Consider the following 14508-nt stretch of genomic DNA (forward strand, 5'->3'; position numbering starts at 1 on the left):
AAAACTTCAAATTCCTGCGGGGAAAGCAACTCCGGCTCCACCGGTTGGACCAGCTTTAGGACAACATGGCGTAAACATAATGGGTTTTTGTAAGGAATTCAACGAGAAGACTGCAAAAGATGCAGGTCTTATAATACCTGTAGTTATTACTGTATATGCTGACAGATCCTTCTCATTTATTACAAAGACTCCTCCGGCATCAGTGCTTATTAAAAAAGCATGCAAGATAGAAAAGGGATCCGGTAAACCAAACAGGGATAAAGTTGCTAAGATTTCCAAAGAAGATGTAAGGAAAATAGCTGAAATGAAAATGCCCGACCTTAATGCTGCAAGCCTGGAAGTTGCTATCAGCATGATTGCAGGTACTGCAAGAAGCATGGGCGTAGTTGTTGAAGACTAAAATTAAAGTTTTCGTGTTGTTCTAAAGTAAGGTGGGAGGAAACATAGTTTCCGAGAATAATTACCACGTAAGGAGAGTGAAGCAGATGAAAAGAGGTAAGAAATATCAGGAAAGTGCAAAAATTGTTGATAAATTAAAGTTGTATGATCCAAATGAAGCAATGGAACTTGTGCAAAAGACAGCAAAGGCAAAGTTCGATGAAACTGTTGAGGCACACATCAGATTGGGTGTTGACTCAAGACATGCCGACCAGCAGGTAAGAGGTGCTGTTGTTTTGCCCCACGGTACCGGTAAAAAAGTAAGAGTTCTTGTTTTTGCCAAAGGTGAAAAGGCAAAAGAAGCAGAACAAGCCGGTGCGGAATATGTTGGTGCAGAAGAACTGGTTACAAAAATTCAGAATGAAAACTGGTTTGAATTTGACGTTGTAGTTGCAACACCGGATATGATGGGTGTTGTTGGTAGACTTGGTAAGGTTCTTGGTCCGAAAGGATTAATGCCGAACCCTAAAGCCGGTACTGTAACAATGGATGTAGCCAGAGCAATTGCAGATATCAAAGCCGGTAAAATTGAATACAGGCTTGACAAGACCAACATTATACACTGCCCGATAGGCAAGGTTTCATTTGGTACTGAAAAGCTTGTTGACAACTTCCGTACATTGATGACAGCGATCATCAAGGCGAAGCCTGCAGCTGCAAAAGGACAGTATCTTAAGAGTGTGGTTGTTACTTCCACAATGGGACCTGGTATAAAAGTAAATCCATTGAAAGTATCCGAGTAAAAAATGTCTTTACAAATTTAAAATAATGTTGTAATATAACCTTTGACAAGTATTAATATAGATATGCCATAGACAGCAGGTTGCTTTCTAAGAAAGAAAGTGTAAAAGCGATTGTAGCCATCCTGCCGAGGTAATGTGTTCGTGTGGTTAAATGAGACCAATTACCCCTTTATGTCTATGTGCATGAAGGGGTTTTATTATTAAGTTTGTTTGGAAAAGAGTGAGACATAAAATAGAGCACTCGTAATTAAAAAGGAGGTGGATTAGTAGTGCCAAGTGAGAAAATCCTTCAGCAGAAAAAAGAGGTAGTACAGCAGCTGACTGAGAATATTAAATCGGCTAAAACTATAGTCTTCGCAGATTATAGAGGTCTTACTGTGGAGCAGGATACAGAGCTCAGAAATGAGCTTAGAAAAGCTGGAGTTGAGTATAAAGTAGTAAAAAATACTTTGACAAAACTTGCAGCAAAAGAAAATGGCTTGGAAGAGTTGGATCCTTTCTTTAACGGTCCGACATCAATGGCATACAGTGATAAAGATGTTGTAGCTCCGGCAAAGGTTTTGGTTGAGTATGCCAAGAAGTTTGAGAAGCTCGAACTTAAAGCCGGGGTTGTTGAAGGCAAAGTTTGCGACGTAAAGACTCTTGAAGCTATTGCAGCACTCCCGTCAAAGGAAGAGCTCGTTGCAAAGGCTCTCGGAGGTTTGAAGTCTCCGTTGGCAGGTCTTGTAAATGTGTTGAACGGCAATATCAGAGGATTGGTCATTGCGCTCAATGCAATTGCAGAAAAGAAGGCAAGTGCTTAATTGCCGCATAAATTTAAAATTTAATCAACTAAAAACAATATTATTTTATGGAGGTATATAAAAATGGCTAGTGAAAAAGTTACAAAATTAATTGAGGATGTTAAAGCATTATCTGTATTGGAATTATCAGAATTGGTAAAAGCTCTTGAAGAAGAGTTTGGAGTATCAGCAGCAGCTCCAGTAGCAGTTGCAGCAGTAGGTGCAGCAGCTCCAGGCGCAGCAGCACCGGCAGCAGAAGAAAAGACTGAGTTCGAAGTAGTATTGAAATCTGCAGGAGCAGACAAGATCAAAGTTATAAAAGTTGTTAGAGAAGTAACAGGTCTTGGATTGAAAGAAGCAAAAGACTTGGTTGAAGGAGCTCCAAAGACATTGAAAGAAAACGTATCAAAGGATGAAGCAGCTCAGATTGAAGCTAAGTTCAAAGAAGTTGGAGCAACTGTAGAAATTAAATAATTTGATTTTAGCAACATCGATTGACAGATAGCAAAAAGGTTCCTTACCGGAAGGAGCCTTTTTGCTATCTGTTGTGCTATCTATTATGTAAAATATGCATTATTATTTTTAAAATAAAAAAGTGTAAAAAAAGAATTGGAAATATTGTTGCAAAATAAAGTCGTGAAATAGTTGACAAGTTGAATCGGCTATGTTAGAATTATAAACTGCGTTATAATTTCATTTGCTAATACCAATATTTTCTGATTAAAGATAAACTTTCTTGCTATTTAATTATAGCATATTGGAATAAGTTAGACAATATTTGTTAATAATATTTTAATGTCTGTGGATTTAAGTATTTTTAGTATATGTACAAAACAGAAAAATATACTTGTGTTTTATTTTTAATAACTGCTTAATAACTGCAAGATTGGATAAATGCAAAGGTCTTACAGAAAAAGTGCTGTTTGAAAACGAAACATTATACATAAAGAGGCGAGTTTTTGTTTTTTATTTATTTGAGCACTAAGACAAAAGTCTGAAATATGAGGTGATATTTAATGGTACATCCCGTGAAATTGGGAAGAAACGTTAGAATGAGTTACTCTAAAATTGATGAAGTTATCGACATGCCAAACCTTATCGAAATTCAGAAGAATTCGTACGAGCAATTTCTTAAAGAGGGCTTCAAAGAGGTTTTCAGAGACGTCAATCCCATAACCGACTATACTGGAAACCTGATTCTGGAATTCGTAGACTACTCATTGGACGAACCCCCAAAATACAGTGTGGATGAATGCAAAGAACGTGATGCAACTTATTCTGCACCCTTAAAGGTAAAGGTGCGCCTTATTAACAAGGAAACGGGCGAAGTCAAGGAACAGGAAATATTTATGGGTGATTTCCCTCTAATGACTGAAACGGGTACTTTTATTATTAATGGAGCCGAGAGGGTTATAGTCAGTCAGTTGGTAAGATCACCCGGAATCTATTATGCAATGAAAATTGATAAAACAGGAAAACAACTGTTTTCAAATACAGTTATTCCAAACAGGGGAGCGTGGCTTGAATATGAAACCGATTCAAACGACGTGCTATCGGTACGTATAGACAGAACAAGAAAGCTGCCTCTCACTGTATTGGTAAGAGCTTTAGGATACGGAACGGACCTTGAAATTACCGAGCTCTTCGGTGAAGATGAAAGAATACTTGCAACGATACAGAAAGACAACTCCAAAACAGAAGAAGAAGGGCTTTTGGAGATATATAAAAGGCTGAGACCGGGAGAACCGCCGACAGTTGAAAGTGCTCGGTCACTTCTTCAGAGCCTGTTTTTCGATCCGAAAAGATATGATTTGGCAAAGCCGGGAAGGTTTAAGTTCAACAAAAAACTTTCTCTGGCGTCAAGAATAAACGGATTTATTGCTGGTGAAAATGTTGTTGACCCGAATACCGGTGAGATAATTGTTGCAGAAGGAGAAAGCATCACCAGGGAAAAGGCTGAAATAGTTCAAAATGCAGGCGTGAATACGGTAGTTCTTAATATAGACGGCAAAAACATCAAAGTCATCGGCAACGATATGGTGGATATCAAAGGTTATGTGGACTTTGATCCTAAAGAAGTCGGCATTAACGAAAAAGTCAAGAAAAGTGTCTTGACGGAAATCCTTGAGGAATATCAGGGAAAGAGCTCCGATGCACTCAAAAAGGTTTTGAAGGAAAGAATTGACGATTTAATTCCGAAGCATATTACGGTAGATGATATAATATCGTCCATAAGCTATATTATTGGCTTAAGCTATGGAATCGGAAGCACGGATGATATTGACCACTTGGGTAACAGAAGACTGCGTTCTGTCGGAGAGCTTTTGCAGAATCAGTTTAGAATTGGTCTTTCCAGAATGGAAAGGGTAGTAAGGGAAAGGATGACTATCCAGGACTTGGATGCTGTTACACCACAGGCTCTTATTAACATAAGGCCGGTTGCCGCGGCAATAAAAGAGTTCTTTGGAAGCAGCCAGCTGTCCCAGTTTATGGACCAAACGAATCCTTTGACGGAGCTTACACATAAAAGAAGACTTAGTGCATTGGGACCCGGAGGTTTGAGCAGGGAAAGAGCAGGTTTCGAAGTTCGTGACGTTCACCATTCCCACTATGGACGTATGTGTCCTATAGAGACTCCGGAAGGACCGAACATAGGTCTTATCGGTTCACTCAGTACTTATGCAAGGGTAAATGAATATGGCTTTATTGAAGCTCCGTATAGAAAAGTGAGCAAAGATGATTACGGTAAAGTTACCAACGAAATAGTATATTTGACAGCAGATGAAGAAGACGAGTATATTATTGCGCAGGCAAATGAGCCGCTGGATGAGGAAGGAAGATTTATTTCCAGCAAAGTTGTATGTAGATACAAGGAAGAGTTTATTGAAGTTGAGCCATCCAGAATTGACTATATGGATGTATCGCCAAAGCAGATAGTTTCCGTTGCAACTTCTATGATACCGTTCCTTGAAAATGACGACGCCAACCGTGCGCTCATGGGAGCGAACATGCAGCGTCAGGCAGTTCCTCTCATAAGGACTGACTCCCCAATTGTAGGAACGGGAATAGAATACAAGGCTGCAAGGGATTCTGGAGTTGTTGTGTTGGCAAAGAATGCCGGAGTTGTTGAGAAAGTAAGTGCCAACGAAATTGTTATACGCACAAAAGATGGCAAAAGGGATACCTACAAGCTCCTTAAATACATGCGTTCCAACCAGGGTACATGTATCAACCAGAAGCCAATAGTGAGAAAAGGTGAAGAGGTTGAAGCAGGAGATGTAATAGCCGACGGTTCTTCCACTCACAACGGTGAAATTGCATTGGGAAGAAATATCCTGATAGGATTTATGACATGGGAAGGATATAACTATGAGGACGCTATCTTGATAAGCGAAAGACTTGTCAAGGATGATGTGTTTACATCCATTCATATAGAAGAGTATGAGGCTGAGGCCAGGGATACAAAGCTTGGCCCTGAGGATATAACAAGAGAAATACCAAACGTCAGCGAAGATGCGCTCAAAGACTTAAATAGTGAAGGTATTATTAGAATAGGTGCGGAAGTAAGGTCAGGAGACATTCTGGTAGGTAAGGTTACTCCAAAGGGAGAAACAGAGCTTACAGCAGAAGAAAGACTTCTTCGTGCAATCTTCGGTGAAAAGGCCAGAGAAGTTAGGGATACCTCCCTTCGTGTACCTCACGGTGAATCTGGTATTGTTGTTGACGTTAAAATATTTACAAGAGAAAACGGCGATGAACTGGCTCCGGGAGTAAACAAGCTGGTTAGGGTTTATATTGCACAGAAAAGGAAAATATCCGTTGGAGATAAAATGGCGGGAAGACACGGAAACAAAGGTGTTATTTCCAGAATTCTTCCTGAGGAGGATATGCCATTCCTTCCTGACGGTACTCCTTTGGAAATAGTTTTAAATCCTCTGGGAGTTCCATCCCGTATGAATATCGGTCAGGTGCTTGAAGTTCACCTTGGATATGCGGCAAAAGCGCTTGGATGGAAAATTGCAACACCGGTTTTTGACGGTGCAACCGAGGAAGATATTGTGGAAACTTTAAGAAAAGCAGGCCTTTCCGAAGACGGCAAGACAATACTCTATGACGGAAGAACGGGAGAGCCGTTTGAAAACAGAGTAACTGTAGGTTATATGTATATGTTAAAGCTCGCTCACCTTGTAGATGACAAGATACACGCAAGGTCAACCGGTCCTTACTCATTGGTAACGCAGCAGCCTCTCGGAGGTAAGGCTCAATTCGGAGGACAGAGATTTGGAGAAATGGAAGTTTGGGCTCTTGAGGCTTACGGTGCTGCTTATACATTGCAGGAGATACTTACGGTCAAGTCGGACGACGTAGTGGGTAGGGTTAAGACCTATGAGGCAATAGTAAAGGGCGAAAATGTTCCGGAACCGGGTATTCCCGAATCCTTCAAGGTGCTTATCAAGGAACTGCAAAGCTTATGCCTTGATGTAAAAGTATATTCCGAAGAACAGGAAGAAATTGCTATTAAAGAATCGGTGGAAGATGACCTTGAAGAACTCAACGTCAATATCGAAGGCAGGGAGGATGAGGTTAGCTTCAGCGAGTTTGGAGATATTGGCGATGAAATAACAGATGAAGAGCTTGAAGTGGATGATTTTGATTTGTCGGATTTAAACGATGAGGATATCAGTCCTAATGACACTCTTGGTACCGAACTGGATGACAACCTGTTTGATGATGATTTAGACGATAGCTTTGATGACGATGATGATATATAAGGGAAGGTGAGAAGGCCGTGTTTGAACTTAACAATTTTGATTCATTGAAAATTGGTTTAGCTTCTCCGGAGAAGATTAGGGAATGGTCCAGGGGCGAAGTAAAAAAACCTGAGACTATAAACTACAGAACACTAAAACCTGAGAGAGATGGTCTTTTTTGCGAGAGAATATTTGGACCTCAAAAAGACTGGGAATGCCATTGCGGAAAATACAAGAGAATCAGATATAAAGGCATTGTGTGCGACCGATGTGGTGTTGAGGTAACCAGATCCAAGGTAAGAAGAGAAAGAATGGGGCATATTGAGCTGGCAGCTCCGGTATCCCACATATGGTATTTTAAAGGAATACCCAGCAGAATGGGATTGCTTTTGGACATGTCTCCGAGAGCTTTGGAAAAGATACTATATTTTGCCTCCTACGTTGTTATCGATCCGGGCCAGACACCTCTTTCCAAAAAGCAGATATTGTCGGAAAAAGAGTACAGGGACAGCTTGGAGAAGTTTGGACCGAAGTTCCGTGCCGGAATGGGTGCAGAAGCGGTAAGGGAGCTTCTTCAAGAGATTAACCTTGATGAGCTTTCTGCAGAGCTTAGAGCAGAGCTCAAGGAATCTACAGGACAAAAAAGAGTGAGGGCGATAAAGAGGCTGGAAGTTGTTGAAGCTTTCAGACAGTCACAGAACAAACCTGAATGGATGATACTGGATGTAATTCCTGTTATACCGCCGGAACTTAGGCCGATGGTTCAGCTGGACGGCGGAAGGTTTGCAACCTCAGATTTAAATGACCTGTATAGAAGAGTTATAAATAGAAACAATAGATTAAAAAGGCTTTTGGATCTTGGAGCGCCTGACATAATTGTACGTAACGAAAAGAGAATGCTCCAGGAAGCTGTAGACGCATTAATAGACAACGGAAGGAGAGGCAGACCCGTAACAGGTCCCGGAAACAGGCCGTTAAAATCCCTTTCCGATATGCTGAAAGGTAAACAGGGTAGATTCCGTCAGAACCTGTTGGGAAAACGTGTTGACTATTCCGGACGTTCAGTTATAGTTGTTGGACCGGAACTGAAAATATATCAGTGCGGACTTCCGAAAGAAATGGCGTTAGAGCTGTTTAAGCCTTTTGTCATGAAAAAGCTGGTTAATGACGGGCTTGCACATAATATAAAAAGCGCGAAAAGAATGGTTGAGAGAGTAAGAAATGAAGTATGGGATGTTTTAGAGGAAGTTATCAAGGAGCACCCGGTACTTCTAAACCGTGCGCCGACACTGCACAGATTGGGAATTCAAGCGTTTGAGCCTGTGCTTGTTGAAGGTAGGGCATTAAAGCTTCATCCGTTGGTATGTACGGCATACAACGCCGACTTTGACGGAGACCAGATGGCCGTTCACGTTCCTCTTTCTGCGGAAGCCCAGGCTGAGGCAAGGTTTTTGATGCTTTCGGCAAACAACCTGTTAAAACCGCAGGATGGAAAACCGGTGGCGGTTCCTACCCAGGACATGGTTTTGGGAAGTTATTATCTCACAATCTTAAAAGAGGGCGCAAAGGGAGAAGGAAGAGTATTCGTCTCCATGGACGAAGCTGTAATGGCTTATGACAGCGGAGAAATTGAGCTTCATTCGAAAATAAAGGTAAGAATGAAGAAGATTATAGATGGTGTTGAAAAGTCAAAGATAATAGAAACCACCTTGGGAAGACTTATATTCAACGAAGCTATTCCACAGGATTTGGGATTTGTGGATAGAAGTGACCCTGACAAACTCTTTGACCTTGAAGTTGATTTCCTTGTCGGCAAAAGCGAACTTAGGAAAATAATTGACAAGAGCATAAAGGTTCATGGAACCACAAAGACGGCAATATTGCTTGACAGAATAAAGGCATTGGGCTTTAAGTTTTCCACAAAGGGAGCTATAACCATAAGCGTATCGGATATGGTTATACCGGAAGTAAAAGCTAAATATATAAAAGAAACTGAGGAAAAGATTGAAAAAATAACAAAGCAGTACAAGAGGGGACTTATATCGGACGAAGAAAGATATAATTCCGTTATAGCTGCATGGACAGAAGCATCGGAGAATATTACCCAGGTACTTATAAGCAACCTCGACAGATTTAATCCGGTATACATGATGTCCCAGTCCGGAGCGAGAGGTAATATCAACCAGATAAAACAGCTGGCCGGTATGAGAGGACTTATGGCCGACACATCCGGTAAGACCATTGAGGTTCCGATAAAGGCAAACTTCCGTGAAGGCCTTAACGTTATGGAGTTCTTCATATCCACTCACGGTGCGAGAAAAGGTCTTGCCGATACAGCGCTTAGAACAGCCGACTCGGGTTATTTGACAAGACGTCTTGTTGACGTAAGTCAGGATGTTATTGTAAGAGAAGCTGACTGCGGAACGAGAAAAGGAATAGAAGTAACAGATATAAAAGACGGAAATGAAATAATTGAAGAACTCTCTGAAAGAATTATCGGAAGATATCCTGTCGGAAACATAGTGCATCCGGAAACGGGTGAAATTATCGTTGAAGCGGGAAGATTGATAACTGACCAGGATGCAGACAAAATTATCAAGGCCGGAATTAAAAAAGTAAAAATAAGATCCGTATTAACTTGCCATTCCGAATATGGAGTTTGTGCAAAGTGTTATGGAGCAAACCTAGCAACGGGAGAAGAATGTAATGTCGGTGAGGCTGTAGGTATAATAGCCGCTCAATCCATAGGTGAGCCCGGTACGCAGCTTACCATGAGAACATTCCATACCGGTGGTGTTGCCGGTGACGATATAACTCAGGGTCTTCCTCGTGTTGAGGAATTGTTTGAGGCAAGAAAACCGAAGGGACTGGCAATAATATCGGAAATAGCTGGAAAAGTAAAGCTGTCCGAGTCCAAGAAAAAGAGAGAAGTAATTGTAACCTCGGAAGATGGCGAGTCCAGAAGCTACCTGATTCCGTACGGATCCAGAATAAAAGTTGCCGAAGGTGACGAGGTTCAAGCTGGTGATGAGCTCACTGAAGGTTCGGTAAATCCTCATGATATATTGAAAATTAAAGGTGTGTCTGCTGTACAGGCATATCTGGTACATGAAGTTCAGAGGGTTTACAGGATGCAGGGTGTTGATATAAACGACAAGCATATTGAAGTTATTGTAAGACAGATGCTTAGAAAAGTAAAAGTTGAAGACCCGGGAGACACACCTCTTCTGCCGGGAGGCCTTGTAGACGTATTTGATTTTGAAGAGGAGAATGCCAAAGCGGTAGCTGAAGGAAAAAAACCTGCCGTTGCAAAGAGAACTCTTCTTGGTATTACGAAAGCGGCACTTGCTACCGAGTCATTCCTGTCGGCGGCATCCTTCCAGGAGACTACAAGAGTATTGACTGAGGCAGCAATAAAAGGAAAAATTGACCCGTTGGTAGGCCTTAAGGAAAACGTTATTATCGGTAAACTGATACCGGCCGGAACGGGAATGAGCAGATACAAAGATATTAGTATAAGTACGGTAACAGAATAGGAAATTTGGCATAAATGCACACTGAATCAAAAATCTTGACAAATGTAGTTTGTTAGTGATAAAATGATTCAGTGTGTAAATTTGTGCTATCTGTTGGTATTGGAACGTAAGGATAACCTGTGCTGACAGGGAGGGAAAACAATGCTTGAAGTTCTGAAAAACAGTAACAAAACTGTGGGATTGAAACAATCCATGAAAGCTGTTGAAGCATTGAAGGCAAAACAGGTATTTATCGCAAAAGACGCGGATGAACGCGTTGTTGGAAAGATAAAAGAGCTTTGTGTTAAGAACAATATACCGATAGTATATGTTGATACAATGAAGCAGCTGGGAAAAGCCTGTAATATAGATGTAGGCGCGGCTGTTGCATGTTTGCTTTAAATGCATAATTTATTTTTAGATTGGCTTATTCTATAACATTTGTTTATGAATAGATTTATTTCGAAGCATGAAAGGAGGTGGAAAGATGCCAACGTTTAACCAGTTAGTTAGAAAAGGCAGAAAAGACGTTCAGAAAAAGTCGACGGCTCCGGCACTTCAGAAGGGGTTTAATTCCTTGAAAAAGGTGCAAACAGATATAAGCAGCCCTCAGAAAAGAGGAGTATGCACAGTAGTTAAGACGACAACACCGAAGAAGCCGAATTCAGCTTTGAGAAAAGTTGCAAGGGTGCGTTTAACCAACGGTATTGAAGTCACAGCTTATATCCCCGGTATTGGTCACAACCTTCAGGAACACAGTGTTGTGCTGATAAGGGGTGGAAGGGTTAAGGACCTCCCTGGAGTTAGGTATCATATTATTCGTGGAACCCTTGATACTGCAGGTGTTGCAAAGAGAATGCAAGGTCGTTCGAAATATGGTGCTAAAAGGCCGAAGGCTGGTGCAGCAGGAAAGTAAATTCTTGCAACGTGCATGTACGATGTATGAAAAAATTGCAATGTAACAAAATAATAGTGCAAAGTACGTTGTTTATATATATAAATATAAGTAAATATATTAGCAAGTACGGAGCACTGACGGCGGTCTAAGGGATTTTCCGTATGGCCGGCGAGTACCGATGATATTGTATATATCATGAAAAGGAGGGAAGAAAAGTGCCAAGAAAAGGACATGTACCGAAGAGAGATGTATTACCTGATCCAATATATAATGACAAGGTAGTTACAAAACTCATAAACAATATTATGATTGATGGCAAAAAGAGTACTGCCCAAAAAATCTGCTATGGTGCATTTGACATCATTAAAGAAAAAACAGGCAAGGACCCGTTGGAAGTATTTGAACAAGCTTTAAATAATGTTATGCCTGTGTTGGAAGTAAAAGCTAGAAGAGTGGGTGGAGCAACATATCAGGTTCCTGTTGAAGTAAGACCTGAGAGAAGGCAGGCTTTAGGACTCAGATGGCTGGTGCTTTATGCAAGACAAAGAAGTGAAAGAACAATGAGAGAGAGACTTGCAGCAGAAATACTCGATGCCACAAACAGTTTGGGTGGAGCATTTAAAAAGAAAGAAGACACCTACAAAATGGCAGAAGCAAACAAAGCTTTTGCACATTACAGATGGTAAATTTGGCATACTAAGAAGCTTGAAAATAGCATTGCTTGTTAGATGCGTCGATTTTTGAAAGGAAGGTTAAAATGCCCAGGCAATTTAGTTTAGAAAATACAAGAAATATAGGTATAATGGCTCACATAGATGCGGGTAAAACCACAACAACTGAACGTATCCTGTATTATACCGGTAGGGTTCATAAAATAGGAGAAACTCATGAAGGTTCAGCAACTATGGACTGGATGGAGCAGGAACAAGAAAGAGGTATAACCATAACTTCAGCTGCAACTACCGCCCAATGGAAAGGCACAAGGATAAATATAATTGATACGCCAGGGCACGTTGACTTCACAGTCGAAGTTGAAAGGTCACTTCGCGTTCTTGACGGAGCAGTTACGGTTTTCTGTGCCAAGGGAGGAGTTGAGCCTCAGTCTGAAACCGTATGGAGACAGGCTGATAAATATAAAGTTCCCCGTATGGCATATGTAAATAAAATGGATATAATGGGAGCGGACTTTTTTAACTGTATAAATATGATGAAGGAAAGACTTCAGGCAAATCCGGTTCCAATTCAGCTTCCTATAGGAAAAGAGGATCATTTTGAAGGTATCATTGACCTTGTAAAAATGAGAGCATACTACTACATGGACGACTTAGGAAAGGACATTCAGGAAAGGGATATTCCCGATGATATGAAAGAGCTGGCAGAAGAGTATCGCTTAAATCTCTTGGAAAATGTTGCAGAACAAGACGAAGAGCTCATGATGAAGTATCTTGAAGGTGAAGAAATCACAGAAGAGGAAATAAAGGCAGTTATCAGAAAGGCTACTATTGCCGTAAAAATGATACCTGTTCTCTGTGGTTCTTCATACAAGAATAAGGGAGTTCAGCGTCTTCTCGATGCAGTTGTGGATTATATGCCTTCTCCTGTTGATATTGAAGCTATAAAAGGTGTATCTATTGACGGAGAGACAGAAATCGAAAGACGTGCTAGTGATGATGAGCCGTTCTCGGCATTGGCATTTAAGATTATGGCTGACCCTTATGTTGGTAAGCTCTGCTTTTTTAGAGTTTACTCGGGGAAACTCAGCTCCGGTTCCTATGTTCTCAATGCCACTAAAGGCAAAAGAGAGAGGATAGGTAGAATGCTGCAGATGCATGCAAACCATAGAGAAGAAATCGATATGGTTTACTCCGGAGATATAGCGGCAGCTGTTGGATTAAAAGATACTACAACGGGAGATACTCTCTGTGATGAGACAAATCCTGTTATTCTTGAATCCATGAACTTCCCGGAACCGGTTATCCACGTTGCTATTGAGCCTAAGACAAAGGCCGGACAGGAAAAAATGGGTATAGCGCTCCAGAAATTGGCTGAAGAAGACCCGACATTTAGGACCTATACAGATCAAGAAACAGGACAGACAATAATAGCCGGTATGGGAGAGCTCCATCTGGATATAATTGTTGACCGTCTGTTAAGAGAGTTCAAGGTTGAGGCGAATGTTGGTAATCCACAGGTTGCTTATAAAGAGACAATCAGAAAGCCTGTAAAATCAGAAGGTAAGTATATCAGACAGTCTGGTGGTAAGGGTCAGTACGGTCACTGTTGGATAGAATTAGAGCCTAAAGAACGCGGAACAGGATATGAATTTATCAATAAAATTGTCGGTGGTGTTATTCCGAAAGAATATATCCCGGCAATCGATGCAGGTATTCAGAGTGCCATGAACAACGGTGTATTGGCAGGATATCCGGTTGTTGACGTTAAAGTAACCTTGTACGACGGTTCATACCACGAGGTTGACTCCTCGGAAATGGCGTTTAAGGTTGCAGGTTCTATGGCCTTCAAAGACGGTATGAAGAAGGCAGATCCCGTACTTCTTGAGCCAATCATGAAAGTAGTTGTTACTGTTCCTGAAGACTACATGGGTGACGTTATGGGTGACCTCAATTCAAGAAGAGGAAGAATTGAGGGAATGGAAGCAAGAGCAGGAGCCCAGGTTATACACGCCTATGTTCCTTTGGCTGAAATGTTTGGATACGCTACTGCATTGCGTTCCAGAACACAAGGTAGAGGTGTGTTCGCTATGGAAATAAGCCATTTTGAAGAAGTGCCCAAGAATATTCAGGAACAGATAATAAGTGGAAGAGCTAAAAGTAATGATTAATCTACCTTAGCGGTAACATGAATAATAAAAAACAAGCATGAAATTCGGGAAATATACAGAAAGCTGTATGTTTCCCGAATGGAAAAGCCAATTAAATTATAATTAAAATTATAAATTAATCAGTTCGTGAACTGAAAAAGGAGGAGAATTTATAATGGCAAAAGCAAAATTTGAAAGAAACAAACCCCACGTTAATATTGGAACAATAGGTCACGTTGACCATGGTAAGACATCATTGACTGCAGCTATAACAAAAGTATTGAGCTATCTTGGAAGAGCAAGCTTTTCTGAATATGACCAGATAGACAAGGCTCCGGAAGAAAGAGAAAGAGGTATCACAATTTCAACTGCACACGTTGAGTATGAAACTGAGAGCAGACACTATGCACACGTTGACTGCCCAGGCCACGCTGACTATGTTAAAAACATGATCACTGGTGCTGCTCAGATGGACGGTGCTATTCTCGTTGTATCAGCAGCAGATGGTCCGATGCCTCAGACAAGAGAACACATTTTGTTGGCTCGTCAGGTTGGTGTGC

The 14508-nt window shown here is 41.1% G+C and carries 11 protein-coding genes and 1 other annotated feature; all 11 genes read left to right on the forward strand.

Annotation, left to right across the window (positions count from 1 at the left end):
* Window positions 1-400: 50S ribosomal protein L11 (gene rplK, locus PLH43_RS10020; RefSeq protein ID WP_324362658.1), on the forward strand; the 400-nt coding region annotated here is incomplete at its 5' end.
* A gap of 85 nt (window positions 401-485) precedes the next feature.
* Entirely contained in the window at window positions 486-1181 is a 696-nt protein-coding gene (gene rplA, locus PLH43_RS10025) for a 50S ribosomal protein L1 (protein WP_324362660.1), read from the forward strand.
* A 48-nt stretch (window positions 1182-1229) separates the two neighbouring features.
* Window positions 1230-1388, forward strand: a sequence feature (ribosomal protein L10 leader region).
* Window positions 1389-1450: 62 nt separating this feature from the next.
* Complete coding sequence (gene rplJ / locus PLH43_RS10030; protein ID WP_324362662.1) at window positions 1451-1984, forward strand: 50S ribosomal protein L10; 534 nt, start codon at window positions 1451-1453, stop codon at window positions 1982-1984.
* 63 nt (window positions 1985-2047) lie between these two features.
* On the forward strand, window positions 2048-2437 hold the full coding sequence (gene rplL, locus PLH43_RS10035) for a 50S ribosomal protein L7/L12 (protein ID WP_324362663.1): 390 nt from the start codon (window positions 2048-2050) through the stop codon (window positions 2435-2437).
* A 542-nt stretch (window positions 2438-2979) separates the two neighbouring features.
* The gene (gene rpoB, locus PLH43_RS10040) at window positions 2980-6735 is read left to right on the forward strand and encodes a DNA-directed RNA polymerase subunit beta (RefSeq protein ID WP_324362665.1); all 3756 of its coding nucleotides are present in this window, start codon (window positions 2980-2982) and stop codon (window positions 6733-6735) included.
* Window positions 6736-6752: 17 nt separating this feature from the next.
* A complete protein-coding gene (rpoC, locus tag PLH43_RS10045) occupies window positions 6753-10250 on the forward strand; it encodes a DNA-directed RNA polymerase subunit beta' (protein ID WP_324362667.1) in 3498 nt (1165 codons plus the stop codon).
* Between the two features lie 141 nt (window positions 10251-10391).
* Window positions 10392-10631: a ribosomal L7Ae/L30e/S12e/Gadd45 family protein gene (locus PLH43_RS10050; RefSeq protein ID WP_324362670.1), complete on the forward strand. Its 240-nt coding sequence runs from the start codon at window positions 10392-10394 to the stop codon at window positions 10629-10631.
* A gap of 85 nt (window positions 10632-10716) precedes the next feature.
* On the forward strand, window positions 10717-11145 hold the full coding sequence (gene rpsL, locus PLH43_RS10055; protein WP_324362672.1) for a 30S ribosomal protein S12: 429 nt from the start codon (window positions 10717-10719) through the stop codon (window positions 11143-11145).
* A 197-nt stretch (window positions 11146-11342) separates the two neighbouring features.
* On the forward strand, window positions 11343-11813 hold the full coding sequence (gene rpsG / locus PLH43_RS10060; protein WP_324362674.1) for a 30S ribosomal protein S7: 471 nt from the start codon (window positions 11343-11345) through the stop codon (window positions 11811-11813).
* Between the two features lie 71 nt (window positions 11814-11884).
* Complete coding sequence (gene fusA, locus PLH43_RS10065) at window positions 11885-13969, forward strand: elongation factor G (RefSeq protein WP_324362677.1); 2085 nt, start codon at window positions 11885-11887, stop codon at window positions 13967-13969.
* Between the two features lie 154 nt (window positions 13970-14123).
* The coding region (locus PLH43_RS10070; RefSeq protein WP_324362679.1) for a GTP-binding protein at window positions 14124-14508 on the forward strand (385 nt) is incomplete at its 3' end.

It is taken from the genome of Acetivibrio sp. (genome assembly GCF_035371925.1).
Taxonomy (GTDB): Bacteria; Bacillota; Clostridia; order Acetivibrionales; family Acetivibrionaceae; genus Hungateiclostridium.